The 13,767-nt window shown below is 64.8% G+C and carries 14 protein-coding genes and 3 pseudogenes; 8 read left to right on the top strand and 9 right to left on the bottom strand.

Features of this window, described 5'->3' with window-relative positions; translation table 11 throughout:
* Both JMJ56_RS30980 and JMJ56_RS30975 read right to left on the bottom strand, forming a co-directional pair.
* A pseudogene (locus tag JMJ56_RS30980) lies at positions 1-350 on the bottom strand (hypothetical protein); the annotation flags it as partial.
* A gap of 128 nt (positions 351-478) precedes the next feature.
* Positions 479-2,212: a Na+/H+ antiporter gene (locus tag JMJ56_RS30975; protein ID WP_202835644.1), complete on the bottom strand. Its 1,734-nt coding sequence runs from the start codon at positions 2,210-2,212 to the stop codon at positions 479-481.
* A gap of 124 nt (positions 2,213-2,336) precedes the next feature.
* Here JMJ56_RS30975 and JMJ56_RS30970 point away from each other — a divergent pair, with 124 nt between their 5' ends.
* Positions 2,337-2,588 (top strand): hypothetical protein, encoded by a 252-nt coding sequence (locus JMJ56_RS30970; RefSeq protein WP_202835643.1) that lies wholly within the window; start codon positions 2,337-2,339, stop codon positions 2,586-2,588.
* Positions 2,589-2,596: 8 nt separating this feature from the next.
* Here the strand turns inward: JMJ56_RS30970 and JMJ56_RS35850 are convergent, their stop codons facing one another.
* Positions 2,597-2,986 carry a transposase gene (locus JMJ56_RS35850; RefSeq protein ID WP_202835641.1) on the bottom strand — a complete coding sequence of 130 codons (390 nt, stop codon included), beginning with the start codon at positions 2,984-2,986 and terminating at the stop codon, positions 2,597-2,599.
* A gap of 11 nt (positions 2,987-2,997) precedes the next feature.
* Entirely contained in the window at positions 2,998-3,246 is a 249-nt protein-coding gene (locus tag JMJ56_RS35845) for a transposase (RefSeq protein WP_202835640.1), read from the bottom strand.
* 545 nt (positions 3,247-3,791) lie between these two features.
* On the opposite strand from JMJ56_RS35845, the gene JMJ56_RS30955 reads away from it, so the two are divergent.
* On the top strand, positions 3,792-4,913 hold the full coding sequence (locus JMJ56_RS30955) for an ATP-binding protein (protein WP_202835638.1): 1,122 nt from the start codon (positions 3,792-3,794) through the stop codon (positions 4,911-4,913).
* A gap of 320 nt (positions 4,914-5,233) precedes the next feature.
* The gene (locus tag JMJ56_RS30950; RefSeq protein WP_202835635.1) at positions 5,234-5,488 is read left to right on the top strand and encodes a transposase; all 255 of its coding nucleotides are present in this window, start codon (positions 5,234-5,236) and stop codon (positions 5,486-5,488) included.
* A gap of 24 nt (positions 5,489-5,512) precedes the next feature.
* On the opposite strand, the pseudogene JMJ56_RS30945 reads toward JMJ56_RS30950, so the two are convergent.
* The 4 genes and pseudogenes from JMJ56_RS30945 to JMJ56_RS30930 all read right to left on the bottom strand — a co-directional run bounded on the left by JMJ56_RS30945 (position 5,513) and on the right by JMJ56_RS30930 (position 9,445).
* Positions 5,513-6,223 (bottom strand): annotated as a pseudogene (locus JMJ56_RS30945) (IS6 family transposase).
* A 368-nt stretch (positions 6,224-6,591) separates the two neighbouring features.
* Positions 6,592-7,461, bottom strand: a complete 870-nt coding sequence (locus JMJ56_RS30940) for an ADP-ribosylglycohydrolase family protein (protein ID WP_202835634.1) — start codon at positions 7,459-7,461, stop codon at positions 6,592-6,594.
* Positions 7,458-8,792, bottom strand: coding sequence for a vWA domain-containing protein (locus tag JMJ56_RS30935; protein ID WP_202835632.1), 1,335 nt, complete (start codon positions 8,790-8,792; stop codon positions 7,458-7,460). The genes JMJ56_RS30940 and JMJ56_RS30935 overlap by 4 nt, the downstream gene beginning before the upstream one ends.
* The gene (locus JMJ56_RS30930) at positions 8,789-9,445 is read right to left on the bottom strand and encodes a helix-turn-helix domain-containing protein (protein ID WP_202835630.1); all 657 of its coding nucleotides are present in this window, start codon (positions 9,443-9,445) and stop codon (positions 8,789-8,791) included. The genes JMJ56_RS30935 and JMJ56_RS30930 overlap by 4 nt, the downstream gene beginning before the upstream one ends.
* Positions 9,446-9,861: 416 nt before the next feature.
* Here JMJ56_RS30930 and tnpA point away from each other — a divergent pair, with 416 nt between their 5' ends.
* The 3 genes and pseudogenes from tnpA to tnpC all read left to right on the top strand — a co-directional run bounded on the left by tnpA (position 9,862) and on the right by tnpC (position 12,187).
* The gene (tnpA, locus tag JMJ56_RS30925; RefSeq protein ID WP_202835629.1) at positions 9,862-10,254 is read left to right on the top strand and encodes an IS66-like element accessory protein TnpA; all 393 of its coding nucleotides are present in this window, start codon (positions 9,862-9,864) and stop codon (positions 10,252-10,254) included.
* Positions 10,251-10,607, top strand: a pseudogene (tnpB, locus tag JMJ56_RS30920) (IS66 family insertion sequence element accessory protein TnpB). The gene tnpA and the pseudogene tnpB overlap by 4 nt, the downstream one beginning before the upstream one ends.
* A gap of 39 nt (positions 10,608-10,646) precedes the next feature.
* Positions 10,647-12,187, top strand: a protein-coding gene (gene tnpC / locus JMJ56_RS30915; RefSeq protein WP_407927977.1) for an IS66 family transposase whose coding sequence is annotated in 2 segments (ribosomal slippage) — positions 10,647-11,505 and positions 11,505-12,187 — 1,542 coding nt in all. Because the reading frame shifts where the segments join, the coding sequence is not laid out codon by codon here.
* On the opposite strand, the gene JMJ56_RS30910 is transcribed toward tnpC, so the two are convergent.
* Positions 12,158-12,538: a transposase gene (locus JMJ56_RS30910; RefSeq protein WP_407927978.1), complete on the bottom strand. Its 381-nt coding sequence runs from the start codon at positions 12,536-12,538 to the stop codon at positions 12,158-12,160. The genes tnpC and JMJ56_RS30910 overlap by 30 nt on opposite strands.
* Before the next feature lie 34 nt (positions 12,539-12,572).
* Here JMJ56_RS30910 and JMJ56_RS35840 point away from each other — a divergent pair, with 34 nt between their 5' ends.
* Both JMJ56_RS35840 and JMJ56_RS30900 read left to right on the top strand, forming a co-directional pair.
* On the top strand, positions 12,573-12,959 hold the full coding sequence (locus JMJ56_RS35840) for a hypothetical protein (RefSeq protein WP_202835646.1): 387 nt from the start codon (positions 12,573-12,575) through the stop codon (positions 12,957-12,959).
* An 83-nt stretch (positions 12,960-13,042) separates the two neighbouring features.
* The gene (locus JMJ56_RS30900) at positions 13,043-13,639 is read left to right on the top strand and encodes a carbonic anhydrase (protein WP_236038951.1); all 597 of its coding nucleotides are present in this window, start codon (positions 13,043-13,045) and stop codon (positions 13,637-13,639) included.
* The last annotated feature ends 128 nt before the right edge of the window (positions 13,640-13,767 follow it).

The raw sequence follows: 13,767 nt of genomic DNA, 5'->3' as shown, positions 1-13,767 counted from the left end.
GCCAGGTCCGATGGCCACCCCAACCCTACACTCCGGCCAAGGCCGGATTTTCCAACACCTCCGTGGACGTTACCCGGCTCGATCTTTCCCAGCGGCAAATTGGGCATTCTCGGATGGTCCACAAAAGTTTCGACACCGGCAGAGCGGCTGAACATCGCCTTAAGGTTTGGCAGCGGAGGGATCGCGTCAAAGTCTGGGTGCATAAAGGTCAAGTAAGTGATCTCTGACGTGTCGCCGACATTAGGGAAGATGCGGACCTCCATGTCAGGTAGCAGCTCAGCGAGCGTTTCGCGCCAGCTTTGCGCGCTGCCAACCTCATCGATGTCCAACCCATAAATCAGCAGCGCCATGGCAGTCTCTCCTCGTCGTGTCCGCAGTAGAGCGCGCTACCATCATCGTTGACCAGGGCTGGGGCAACGGCAGCGATCCTCTTAACCTCCTCCAACACCGATGCGCTGCCAAATCTAAGTAACGTAGATCAACCCTTTGCTGCGATTGCAATGAGCTCTTCAAGGTCGAGATCACGCTCAAGGTCGTGAAGCGTTTCGTCGTCGATCTGCCGCGCCCGGTGAAGGCGGACGAGCTCGGCACGCCCGGCCGCAACGGCGGCAAGGATGACATCGTAGTGGGCAGCGATACTTTGGTCACGTTCCTCTGGGCTTCCAAGAAACTCCGCTGAGAGAGTCGCCCGCCGCCGATAGCTGTCGAGCAGGCGCGGGTGGAGAAGCGAACCGTCTGACGCGTAGGCCATACGCTCGACCTCGACGAACTGCGCCTTGAGCATGGCAACCTCTGCAGCAAAGAGGTCGAGCGGCGGCTTACTGCGCTCGTCTTCCTGAAGCCCAGCTATGCGTATAACAAGACCAAGCGTCATGCCTTGAAGGATCACTGTCACTAGGATGACGGCAAACGCCGCCACCAGCATCAGGTCGCGCCCCGGCATGGTTTCGGGCAGGGACAATGCCACTGCAAGCGTCACCACGCCACGCATCCCCGCCCAACTCATCACGCATGCGGCCCGCGAACCCAGGGGCTCCGCCCCATGCCAACCTGCTCGATTTAGAAGTCCTAGGATAGCGTCCGAGCCAAAAATCCAAGCGAAGCGGGCGAGCGTGACGGCCGCAATGATTGCCACGACCGACCACGCCATGTCCTCTATGACGACACTGATCCCGCCGACACGGTCGATCACGCCACGCAGCGATAGGCCAATCAGGACGAACACGGCCGCCTCGAGCAGGGAAATCATCACCTGCCAGAACGAGAGGGCACGGATACGGACACTCGCTGTCAGAATGACGTGCTGGTACCAGCCACAAACCAGACCCGCCGTCACGGCCGCAATGACGCCCGAAGCATGCAGCTTCTCGCCAGCGAGATAACTTGCCCAGCACACCAGCACAGAGGCAGCAATCATCAGTTGGTCGTCACCGAGGCGGCGGAGTAGCAGAACCCAGGCCGCTCCGATGACGCCACCAACCACGATTCCGCCGCCTACAAGGACAGCAAAACTGCCTACCGCCCCGCCGAGACTGAAGGCTCCGGTAACAGCGGCCGCCACCGCAAATCGAAACAGGACGATCCCTGTCGCATCATTGAGGAGGCTCTCGCCTTCCAAAAGGGTGCCAAGCCGACGCGGCAGCTTCACGCGTTGCAGGACTGCTCTGGCTGAAACGGCGTCAGGCGGCGAGACGATAGCGCCCAAGGCGACGCATGCTGCCCAAGGGAGATCTGGCAGGATCAGCTTCGTAACCAATGCGACGACCGCAGCCGTGAACAGTACTGCGCCAACCGCAAGCGATGTTATGCCACCGAGATGGCGACGGAAGTGGGCCAGTGACGTAAACCAAGCGCCATCCATTAGGAGCGGCGGAAGAAAGATGACCAGCACCAGTTCCGGATCGAGTTCGACGGTTGGCAGACCTGGAACGAAGGCCAGCGCGCCACCGCCCAGGAGAAGAGCAACCGCTGGCGGCAGCCTCAGGCGGAGAGCCACGTACTGTAAGACGAGCACCGCCAGGAACATGCTGACAATCAATTCGAATAGTTCAATCGAGTGCATGTTTTTCCGAACCGTATAAGGAATGGATTTAGCGATCAGTGCGCAAGTATAATTCTTTTCTTCACTCCGATTGAAGACGGTTGATCGGTGGTGAACAAGATCGGCATTACGTAGCCACTCTCGCAACGGCCCGCGCGAGTTAGCCGGCAAGGAAGTGGTGCGATCCCATCGGCCCCATCTTTTCAGTCCGTTGGCATTAAGACATGGCAGTAACTTTTTCGAAACCGTAAGTCCGCAGCCTTCCATGTGAGCAGGATGCAGAAGGGCTGAACTCATGAGCCGTTTGGTCGTCTCTGAAACTCAGGACCAAGTGCAGCTTCGTTGGCTTGGCTTGCATGTGGCCTTCGCCAAGGACGCCAGACTTCCCCCGGATTGGCGGGAAGTTGTTGCAATGCCAACCAGCGAAGCGGCAATTTACGATTGGCTTGCAGCATTTGGGCATCTCGATGAGCCGGGTGAGCCGCTGCCTGGCGATAAGCTACATATCGTCGTGGATGCTGCAAGGGAGCCGCTGTTCGCCTCCTAGCCATCGGGTTAGCGCCACTTGATCCAGTATTGTACATTTCTAAAGCGACCAAGGTGAGCTAACGCTTCGGCCTCAGTTGCTGGCCAGGCCCTCCTCTGCCCAACGAACGGTACTACAGTGCACCAACTTACTGACTGTCCGGAAAGGCTAATTATGCGGCGATGCGGCGATGCGGCGATGCGGCGAAGCATGACGCACGACATTGCCGCATGGATCATGATCTCGCCGGTTTCCGGCAGACGCTCGTAGTCGCGCGAGTGCCGGCGTGAGCGTGACAGCCAAGCGAAAGTCCGCTCCACCACCCCACGACGGAGATGACTTGAAAGCCCTTCGGCTTGTCTTCGAGGCCGTAGCGCCAGAGATGGCGATCTCGATGCTTCGGTACTTCGACGCGCCATCCACGCTCGGCCTAAAGCCAGCGCGCGAAGTTGCCGGCATAGGCACCGTTGGCCCACACCAACTCCAGCCGCGGTTGTTCCTCCTCGCCGGCACGTCCGATAAGTAGCTGCGCCCCGAGCCGATCTTGCAGATCGGCGGCATGGACGTGAGCGAGGAGGATCAGGCCGACCGCATCGACGAGAATGTGCCGCTTCCGGCCGAAGATCCGCTTCGCGGCTTCGTAGCCGCGCGCTGGCCCGCCGCCACCAATGGCCCGCACAGTCTGGCTGTCGATGATGGCGGCCGATGGCTCGGGCTGTTGCCCCTCGGCTTCGCGCGCGAGAGCGCGCAGGCGGTCATGCGTGCGCTGCAGCGTGCCGTGGAGCCGTCAGCGGCGGAAGTGCGCGAACACTGTCTGCCAAGGCGGGAAGGAGGTCGGCAGCATCCGCCAGGCGCAGCCGAAATGGCTATGTAGAAGATCACCTTGGCCATCAGGCGTCGTGGCCACCTGAGGGGCCGTCCCGTCCTCACCGGTGCGGGAGCAGCGGCTCAAGGGCCGTCCATTCAGTATCGGATAGATTGGTCGGAGGGCGGCGGGCACAGGCTTTTGCATGGCTGCTTTAGCTCGGGAAAATGAGACAGCTCAAACGTTGAGTAGCGATTAACCTTTCAAGACAGTCAGTTAGACCCGGCGTCACCCCCCGCGGCCCTGTCGAACATAACGAATTCCTCTCGACATACTCAAATTATCGTGTGCAAAATGCGGCAGCTATTTGGATATTGCAGATGGGCCGACTTCAGTCGTCAGAGCAGTCGTTGGCTGGAATGAACGCCAAGCAGTCCTTTTGTTTAGGGAAACCCAGCAATGAAACAATAAGGATTGAGCCGCTGTTGCTCGATCATTCTGAACATTGCCAGCATGAGTTTGATCGCCTTACCACATTGGCCCGTGTCCTCTTCGATCGACAGGATATGATGGTCTGGATCAATGCAGAGGAAATAACCGGCGGCCTTGGCATCGACGAACCAATACCACACGCGCAGGCGTCGCTTTCTGCAACTGTGTCGGAGAAGGTTATACGCGTCCCGCGCGAAACTAAGTTCCGTGTGACGGCGCCGCTCTACGCACTTGCCGGACACCAAATTGGCACAATGCATATCGCCGCCCTCAGTTCTTGGCACGTAGCAGAAATCTCCTTAGATCAAGGCCGGGTGGAAGCGCTGGCCGGTGTAGCAGGCGACCTGCTGGAGGCGAGACTTTGCATCCGCCGCACCACCGAGGCGATGGCTGAAAAAGATATAATGACGCGTGAGGCTGACCACCGGGTCGCCAACGGGCTACAGCTGCTTCATAGCGCTCTGCTGCTACAAGCAAAGCGTGACCCCAACGCATTTTCCCACGACGCAATTCAAGCTGCTGCGCGCCGCGTCGAAGCAGTGGCGGGAGCACACCGTCATCTGCACACGACATCTGGGCGCTGCGTGGATGAAGGAGGATCGGATGCTGCGGTCTACCTTATGGAGCTGCTGCAACGCGTTGGCCAACGGACAGGGCTAGATGGCTTCACGGCAGCGGAATCAGGCCACCCCGTGGTACTGGATGTAGAACCCGGCACGGCAGCGGCGGTCCCTGCCGGACTCTTACCGCGCCTTGGTCTGATTGCAGCAGAACTGGTCGCAAACGCGCTAAAGCATGGTGCTGGGTCGGTTCGTGTGGAGCTGCTGCGACCACCCCCCGCCAATAACTGCGGTGTTGTGCTGGCCGTGTCAGATGATGGGCCGGGTTTTCCACCCGGGTTTGCTCCCAAGGCGGGTGACGGCAAGGGTTTGGGCATGCGACTTGTGGCGGCACTCTCGCGGCCAGGTACCGTGTCAATCGACCCGAAGAACCAGCGCCGGATCGTTGTACACCTCATAGATCGCGCTCAAGCGGCAGCGGCGCGTTGACCGGCTGTCTTAAGAAGCGCAGCTGTGGCTCAAAAAGCAGCGCAGGAGAAACGTTCTAGGCGGTTTTCCCAGATGGACACCGCCATGTGGATACCCGAAACCCGCACGTTGGCTGGCGACTACAGGTCCGGTCAGGCCCTGAGCGACGAGCAATACCGCTTGCTCGAACCGCTCAGTCCTGGCCGCCAGGCCCGGAGTCCCCCGCGCATGACAGATAGTACGCATCCGCCGAGGGCCGCCTTTCGGCACGCGGGTGAACCTGTCTTCTGATCTTATGGACGCTCGTAAGGGTGTCGCTAAGGACGGAGCGGGTTGGCGGCATGGAGATTATCAGCGGAATCGAGCGCCGCCGGCAGTGGCGGGTTGAGGACAAGCTGCGGATCGTGGCCGAGGCTGAACGCCCTGGGGCACGGTTTGCGGATGTGGCACGTCGGCACGAGGTGAGTCGGAGCGTGCTGTGGATGTGGCGCAAGCAGGTCCGATCGGGCGCGCTGCTGGTCGAACAGCACCAGCTCGTTCGCCTCCGGCCCCAGCAGCTGGCATTGTCACATTGTTTGGTGACCAGGTGCGTTTGACCGCAAGACAGAGCTTGCGCGATCTCACGCCGCCAACTGAGCACACGTCTCCTGCCGCCAGATTTGGAAAGCTTTGTCGCGTGAGCCGCGGTACTGTTCCGCGGGCATTAGGTGCCGCCGCGGACGGAAGTGACCATAGATCATCGTGTGCGCCGACAGGAAGCGCTGGGCTTGCCCGCGTGACTTGAACCGCTGCATCTGTCGTTCTCGACGTCGCGTCGGTCTGTGGGAGTTCTCGGCACGATTGTTCAGATAGCGGCTGGTCCGATGCCGCACACCGGGCAGGACCTCACGCTGCGCGAACCCATAGCTGCGGAGCCCATCCGTGATGATCTTGCGAGGTTTGTACTTGAGGCCCATCAGCAGACGCTTGAAGAAGCGTTTGGCGGCCGTGGCGTTGCGGCGTTCCTGCACCAGGATGTCGAGCACGACACCGTGCTGGTCCACTGCGTGCCAGAGATAGAAGAGTTCGCCGTTGATCTTCAGATAAACCTCATCCAGGTGCCAAGTGTCGCCGGGCTTTGGCCGTCGCTTGCGCAGCCTTGCCGCGAGCTCGGTGCCGAAGCACAGGCACCAGCGTCTGATGCTCTCGTAGCTGACCAACAGACCTCACTCGGCCAGGATCAGCTCGATATCGCGTAGGCTCAGACTGAACGTGTGGTAGAGCCAGATGGCATGGTGGATGACCTCGGCCGGGAAGCGATAGCCGGGGTAGGTGGTGGGCTCGGTCGGCATCCGACCAGCTTGGCCTCACCGGCTCATTCCGCCCAGCGCTCAACCACGTGACAATACCCAGCAGCTGTACACCCGTCTCACCAAGGATATTGACCCGCATCACAAGCCCGTGCCGCGCGGCGAGCGCCTCGTAGTAGCCCTTGGGATCGGCGAGGACTTGCAGCGTGCTGCCGATAAGCGGCAAGCCATTGCTGCCCGGAATATGCACGAAGGCGCGTCGCGGAGGCGGCACGACCTTCGCACGATTAAGCGGCACGCCAGCTGAAATCATAGCTACAGCCCTCTTCTCGCTGCGGGCCCCTAAAGCGGCAGCAATGTCGAGTTCCGCCCTTCGAAGCCCGTGCGCCCTCGTGTCAGACTGTAGTCGCCTAGTGGCGTGGCTGGCTGATAAGATTCCAACCCGCCGCCTCGATCTCTTTGTGCCAGAGCAGCCGTTCGCGCCCCATGCTGGGGATGCCGGCATAGCCGTACATTGCTCCCGCCATCTGCCCTGCGACGGCCGCAGTGGTATCGGCATCCTCGCCGAGATTGGCCGCGGCCAGTACCGCCTCGCGGAAGCTGCCTGTGGTGGCGACCGCCCAACGTGCGGCGTTCCAGGTCTCGAGTACGTAGCCGCCGGAGCGCACTAGGTTCCGAGCTGCCGCCACCTCGCCTAGGGCTTCCGGCCCGGCGCCGTGGAGCAGGTCGTGCAGGAGGCCGGCCATGGCCTCCGCCGTCGCCGCGGCTTCGTCGCTGTTGTGGGTCAGCCGCGCCTGCCGGGCCGCCAGATCAACTGCTACCACCCGACGCCGCTCCGGCGGCTCGCGCAGGGCAAAGAGCACGACCGGCGCGAGCCGCATGATCGCACCGTTGCCGGCTGCGTCGGTCGGCGGCGGCAAGCTGCCATCCCGCTGGAAGCGCCGCAAGGCCACCGCGGTCTGGTTGCCGATGTCGAAGCAGCTCCCGGTGTGGCTGTAGGCCCCCTGCCCCATCCAGCGCAGCCAGCGCCGCATGGCATCGGCGCCGTCGAAACGCCCGAGTTCAACCAAGCTATCGGCCAGGCCGAGCGCCATCGCGGTGTCGTCGGTCCAGCCGCCTGGGGGCATGCGGAAGGGACCGCCGCCGACCATGTCGGTCAACAGTGGATAGCTGTCGCGCAGACAGAACTCGAGCGTCGTGCCGACGGCATCGCCCACGGCCAGGCCGACTAGGGTGCCCAATGCTCGGTCCGCCAGTGTTCCTGCCAGGGGGGCGTTCATCGCCTTGGGGCCCCGCTGAAGCGCTCGGCGATGGAGGGCGGCGCCGCGGCGCGCAGGTCCATCTCACCGCGGGCGCGTTGGTTGGAGGCGGCGTAGACCTCCTTGCGGACCCGCTCGTCCCAGTCCTCGCCAACCCGGCGCAGCAGCAGCACCAACTCGGCCAGCAGCGGCTCCGCCGCCTTCAGGCCACGGGCATAGCGCTGCATCCAGCGCAGCTCCCGCTCGAGATAGTGCCGCGCTGCCCGGCGGTCGCCGTCGCGGTTCATCCGCACCGCCCGCCGCAGGACCTCCGCCTGCCAGGCCCGCACGGCGGCGACACCGCGGTCGGCATCGCGCGGCTGGGCGCTGTTCTCGTGGCCAGCCGCCAGCTGCAACTCGGCCTCCGCCGGGCATGCCTCGATCAGACCGCCGCCATCCGGCAGCGCACCGCTGGCCGAGACGCCAAGCAGCAGCGCCGTCCCCGGTGCCCCCGCTGGCGCGTGCAGCCGGAACGCCAGCCGCTTCGGGCGCCCCGGCAGCAGCGTGCCGACCAGCACCTCGAGCGCGCCGGGCAGCGCCGTCTGCGTCCAGGCCCCGACCACCTCGGCCCGGAGGGTCGCCGGGACGGTAAGGCGGAGGGTGGTGCGCTCCAGCAGTGCGTCGCGGCCCTCGCGCAGCTCGCCCAGCACCACCTCGCCGACCTCGTGGGCCTGTACGGCATCATGCAGCCGGCCACCCCCGGCCTCGGCCATGGCGCCCAGCAGCTCCTCGTCGTAGCCGTCGCCAATGCCGACAGCCGAGGTCATGATGCCGCGCTTCAGCAGCTCGCCTGTGTGGTGGGCGAGTTCGGCACGGTCGGTCACCCCCTCATTGGCCTGACCGTCCGAGAGCAGCATCAGCCGGTGCGAGGCCCCTGCCCCGGCCGCCATGGTGACCGCGACGTGCTCGGCGGCGAGCAGCCAGCCGCTGAAGAGGTTGGTGCCGCCACGCGGGGCCAAGCGGCCGATCGCCCGGGCCGCGGCGCGGCGGCCGGCCGCGTCCATCGGCCGGGCATCGAGCAGCAGCTCCGCGTCGCTATCGAAGGCAACTACGGTCAGTCGGTCCGCCTCGCCGAGCGCCTGGGCCACCGCGAGGGCCGTGCGGCGCGCGGCGTCCAATTTCTCACCGGCCATGGAGCCGGAGACGTCGATGGCCAGAGCCAGGTTGAGCGGCGGTACCTGCCGCACTGCCCTCCCGCCACCCTCGGCGGTGAGGTCAGCGACGAGGTAGCGGATGGAGGCGCCGCCTTCCCAGGCCAGGGCGCGGTCGAGGCCAGCGGTGAGGATCAGGCGAGTGGCTGGACGGTCGGTCATGAGCTGCTCCCGAGCAGGATGTCACGGATAAGGTCGGCGCAGCGCTCGAGCCGGGTGCGGTGCTCGGCATCGAGGCGGCTGCGGACCGCAAGCTCGACGTCGGGGGTGATGGGAATGCGCAGCCACTCTTCCGCACGCGCCTTGCGGGGCGGCTCGCGGCGGGCCTGGGCAAGGCGGAGCTCCAGCGCCTCAAAGCCGGCCGGCGGCATTGCCTGGGATCCCTGGCGCTGTGGTGACCCTGGCGGTGGCCCCTCCCCCGCTTGGTACGGCGGCTGCGGCGCGACCGCATCGACGATGGGTCCTGATCCCTGCCGCTCCCGAAGGCCGCGGAGGTAGTCGAGCGCCGAGGACGGAGCCGAGGCCGACTGACGCGGCTCGGGCGCCAGGTCGGCAGCCCGGCTGGCATGGCCCCGCAGCTGCTCGGGCGTGGCCACCAGCAGCTCCTGGCGGATGGCGGCGAGTGGCATGCCAAGGCGGTCGCGCATGCCACGGATGGCCAGCAGGCGCTCAAGGGCATCGGCGGGGTAGCGGGCGCCAGGGCCACGGGAGCGTGGCCCTGGCAGCAGGCCTTGGGCCACCCAGGAGCGGATAGTCCGGGGCTCAAACCCTGAGGCCGCCGCCAGTTCGGCCAGAGTAGGTTCCGTGTCAGTCATGGCGCCACCATAGTAGCGACATTACGACACGTCAAAATCACTTTCTGATTCCGATCTGAATTACCTGCCTTGAGCACCATGCATTCGCCAAAGGTGGCTTGTTAGCTTTCCCCGAACCGCTGCTGGTCAGGGATCGAAGCAAGCGAAAGCAGGCAAAGCGAGAAACACAGGAAGCTGTAGGGGCCGGGTGAATTCTGGCTCTCCCAAATTTCCCGTGTTGCCCCACGCAGGGCGCATCGCGCGGGCAAAGAGCAGGGCGGAGCCAGCTCGGCCGTATATGGCGCGCTGATCATTACGACGCGGCAGATTTGTCGTACCCATCCGGTGACGGCCGCCTTCCGGCCTGGGGCTGGAGGTGTCTTCTGATCTTATCGACGCTCGTAGGAGCGTTGTTAGGACAGGGGGCGGCTTGGGGCATGGAGATCATCAGCGGCGTTGAGCGTCGGCGGCAATGGCGGGCGGCGGACAAGCTGCGGATCGTGGCGGAGGCTGAGCGTCCCGGCGCGTGCTTCGTCGAGGTGGCGCGGCGGCACGAGGTGAGCCGGAGCGTGCTGTGGGCTTGGCGCAAGCAGGCGCGGCAGGGTGTGCTGGTGGCCGAGCCGGCGCCGATGTTCATGCCGCTGCAGGTGGCGACGGATCCACCGGCGCCGGTTGCTCAGGCTGATGGTACGCCGGCCGTTCCTCCTGCGCCGTGGTCGGCCACCACTTGCCGGATCGAGATAGCCCTACCCGACGGCACGGTGATCCGTGTCGACGAGGCGATCGGCGCCGCCGCGTTGCGGCGGGTGCTGACAGCGCTGCGCGGATGATCCCGGTTCCCTCTGGTGTCCGGGTCTGGCTGGCGGTGGGCCATACCGACATGCGGCGCGGCATGAACGGCCTGGCGCTGCAGGTGCAGCAGGTGCAGCAGGCGCTCGGGCGCGACCCCCATGCCGGCGATCTCTACGTGTTCCGCGGCCGCCGCGGTGACCTGGTAAAAATCGTCTGGCACGATGGGCTTGGTATGTCGCTCTAAGCCAAGCGGCTGGAGCGTGGCCGGTTCATCTGGCCATCGCCGGCAGATGGCGCCGTGGCGATCTCAGGCGCGCAACTGGCCTACATGCTGGACGGCATCGACTGGCGAAACCCGCAGCGTACCTGGCGGCCGGAGGCTGCCGGATAGAGCTGGCGGGCGGGTGCCGGGTATGATTCAATTTCTGCCGTGACGCCCACGCCAGACACCATTCCCGCCGATATCGACACGCTGTGCGCTGCGCTGGCGGCGGAGCAGTCGGCCCGGCGCGAGGCCGAGGCCCGCGCCTCCGGCGCCGAGGCGATGGTGGCGCAGCTCAAGCTGCTGATCGCCCGGCTCAAGCACGATCGGTTCGGCGCCTCCTCCGAGCGCAGCCGCAAGCTGCTCGATCAGCTGGAGCTCGAGCTCGACGAGTTGGTCACCGCCGCCAGCGAGGATGCGGCCAAGGCGGCGCCCAGGGCCGACGACGACCAAGCCGGCGACCGGCCGGGCCAGCCACCGCGCCGCCAACCGGTACGCGCCCCGCTGCCGGCGCATCTGCCGCGCGAGCGGGTGTTGATCCCAGCGCCCTCCGCCTGCCCCTGCTGCGGCGGCCGTCTCTCCAAGCTGGGCGAGGACATCACCGAGACCCTGGAGGTCGTGCCCCGGCAGTGGAAGGTGATCCAGACAGTGCGGGAGCGGTTCAGCTGCCGCTCCTGCGAGGCCATTACCCAGCCGCCGGCGCCATTCCACCCCATTGCCCGCGGCCGGGCCGGCGCGAACCTGCTGGCCATGGTGCTGGAGGCCAAGTTCGGCCAGCACCTGCCGCTGAACCGCCAGAGCGACAGCTTTGCCCTCGAGGGGATCACGCTCAGTGTCTCCACCCTCGCCGACTGGGTCGGCACCTGCACGGCGATGCTGGCGCCCCTGGGGAGGCTGCTCGACGCCCATGTTCTGGCGGCCGAGCGGCTGCACGGCGACGACACCACGGTGCCGCTGCTGGCCAAGGGCCAGACCGTCACCGCCCGGCTCTGGACCTATGTGTGCGACGACCGGCCATCCGCCGGCCGGCGCCACCGGCGGCGATGTTCCGCTACTCCCGCGACCCAACCGGCGAACATCCGCAGCGGCACCTGGCCGGCTATGCCGGGATTTTGCAGGCCGACGCCTATGCCGGGTTCAACGACCTCTACGCGCCAGGGCGCAAGCCAGGGCCGATTACCGAGGCAGCGTGTCGGGCGCATGGTCGGCGCAAGCTGTTCAAGCTCGCCACGGTGGACCGCGCGCCGCTGGCCGCTGAGGCGGTGCGGCTGATCGACGCCGTCTTTGACGCCGAGCGGGCCCTCAACGGCCTACCGACCGAGCAGCGCCAGGCGCTGCGGCAGACGCACATCGCCCCGCTCGTGGCCGAGCTGGAAACCTGGATGCGCGGGCAGCGCGGCAAGCTCTCCCGCCATGCCGACCTGGCGAAGGCGATGGACTACATGCTGAAGCGCTGGGAGGCGTTCACCCAATTCCTAGATGACGGCCGGATCTGCCTGACCAACAACGCCGCCGAGCGGGCCCTGCGCGGCGAGCGTGCTGCAGCGATGTATTCGCTGATCGTCACCGCCAAGCTCAACGACGTCGACCCGCGCGCCTGGCTTGCCAACGTCCTCGCCAGGATCGCCGACCACCCGGCATCGCGGCTACACGAACTGCTACCCTGGAACTGGAAGGCCTCACAGGTTCAGCAGGCCGCAGCTGCCTGAGCTACCGCTCACCGCGGCCCTGGCCGGATGCTTACTGCGATAAGGGATCGTTACGGTCAAATCCTTTTGCCGTCGCGAGAGGGTGCTGTAGTGCGGCACCTGCCAGTCCAAGCCAGCCAGCCGGATCAGGCTACCCGCCATGCCTTGAACTGCCCGCAGTGGCAGTTGGTCGAGTACCTTCAGCGTCAGCACCGCCTGGATCGCCGCATCCGTGAAGACCCGAGGACGCCCTCGCCTGCCCGTGCCTTCTGGGGCATGCCAGGGCAGGTCAGGCGAGATCCAGACGGTCAGGTCACCACGAGCGATCAGCCCTCGGTCGTACTCACGCCAGTTCCGCGTCTGATAGCGCATCCTGGGGCGCTCGCTCTGCATCGGTGCCTTGCTCATGGAGGGCTACCTGCAAGGTTTACGCAACAAGGCTGCTGGCAACAGCGCCACGCCGAGCCGAGCGCCGCTGGCTGGGGCGATGATAGCCAAGGTGATGGCCCCAACCTGTGTGAAGCCGTCCGGTGCCGTCACCCACTGGATTGGCCAGGCGACGGCCAAGAAAGTGCCTGAGCGCAGTGCAGCGAATCTGGGGCCAGAATTCGTCTCAAATATCTCAGGCGTTGCGATCATCAAGCAACCAACGTGGCATCGTCCTGAGACACATCAGAGGCATATACGCGCCAAATCATCATACGAAGGAGCCGCGCGATGTTTGAACGCCCCTGCCTCTGCTGTGGCAACGCATCTCACCCTGCCAAGTCTCAAAGTCGGCGCGGAATCCTAGCGAGCGGGATAGCAGCTACGTTTGCTGCCATCGGCTTGAATTGCTCAAGCGCGCAAGCGGCCCAGTCTACGACACAAACCTCATTGACGCCCGATCAGGCCTTGGCTTTGTTGAAGACCGGCAACGCCGAGTACCAGCACGGCACGCACTACATTCTCGCACACGGTCGCCAACGTCGAGCCGAGCTGGCCAAAGGCCAAGCGCCGTTTGCTGTGCTGGTTGGTTGCTCCGACAGCCGTGTTTCGCCCGAGCTACTGTTCGGTCGTGGTCTCGGAGAGCTATTTATCGTGCGCAATGCCGGAAACACGGTTGATACCACAGCACTGGGCAGCATCGAGTATGGCGTTGGCGTGCTGGGCTGCCCGCTGGTGGTCGTGCTGGGTCATGAGGGTTGCGGCGCCGTCGCTGCCGCAATGCAAGTTGTCGAACGCGACGGCACCTTTCCAGGTGTGATCGGTGAACTGGTCCAACCCATTGTCCCTGCTGTGTTGGCAGCCCGCCGTGAGGATGGGAAGATATCTTTGGATGATGCGGTGGTCGCCAACGCCCGCAGGGTCGCACGCCGTTTGCATACACAAAGTCCGGTGTTGCAGGCAGCAATCAGTCAGCAAAGGCTGAAAATTGTCGCGGCGCGCTATGATCTCGACGATGGCGACGTAAAGTGGTTCGAAGACGTTTAGCAGGCTGCTGAAATTCCCGCTCGCGACTGGCTGCGGATCGTGATTCGCTGGTCCTCGTCAACGGGACGAGGTCGGGATGCGGGGCAAGGACGAGGTGCGGGGCTCGCTCTTCAGCTACGTGGAGCTGG

Origin of the sequence: Belnapia arida, assembly GCF_016773205.1 — a bacterium.
Lineage (GTDB): Bacteria > Pseudomonadota > Alphaproteobacteria > Acetobacterales > Acetobacteraceae > Belnapia > Belnapia arida.
This window is presented reverse-complemented; position numbering and strand designations above follow the sequence as displayed.

What these genes read in the sequence shown, in the direction of transcription:
- JMJ56_RS30970 (WP_202835643.1), top strand. Translation starts at nt 2,337, where the DNA reads ATGAGCCGTTTGGTCGTCTCTGAAACTCAGGACCAAGTGCAGCTTCGT.
- JMJ56_RS35850 (WP_202835641.1), bottom strand. Translation starts at nt 2,986, where the DNA reads ATGGCGCGTCGAAGTACCGAAGCATCGAGATCGCCATCTCTGGCGCTA.
- JMJ56_RS30955 (WP_202835638.1), top strand. Translation starts at nt 3,792, where the DNA reads ATGAACGCCAAGCAGTCCTTTTGTTTAGGGAAACCCAGCAATGAAACA.
- JMJ56_RS30950 (WP_202835635.1), top strand. Translation starts at nt 5,234, where the DNA reads ATGGAGATTATCAGCGGAATCGAGCGCCGCCGGCAGTGGCGGGTTGAG.
- JMJ56_RS30940 (WP_202835634.1), bottom strand. Translation starts at nt 7,461, where the DNA reads ATGAACGCCCCCCTGGCAGGAACACTGGCGGACCGAGCATTGGGCACC.
- JMJ56_RS30935 (WP_202835632.1), bottom strand. Translation starts at nt 8,792, where the DNA reads ATGACCGACCGTCCAGCCACTCGCCTGATCCTCACCGCTGGCCTCGAC.
- JMJ56_RS30930 (WP_202835630.1), bottom strand. Translation starts at nt 9,445, where the DNA reads ATGACTGACACGGAACCTACTCTGGCCGAACTGGCGGCGGCCTCAGGG.
- tnpA (WP_202835629.1), top strand. Translation starts at nt 9,862, where the DNA reads ATGGAGATCATCAGCGGCGTTGAGCGTCGGCGGCAATGGCGGGCGGCG.
- JMJ56_RS30910 (WP_407927978.1), bottom strand. Translation starts at nt 12,538, where the DNA reads ATGCGCTATCAGACGCGGAACTGGCGTGAGTACGACCGAGGGCTGATC.
- JMJ56_RS35840 (WP_202835646.1), top strand. Translation starts at nt 12,573, where the DNA reads ATGGAGGGCTACCTGCAAGGTTTACGCAACAAGGCTGCTGGCAACAGC.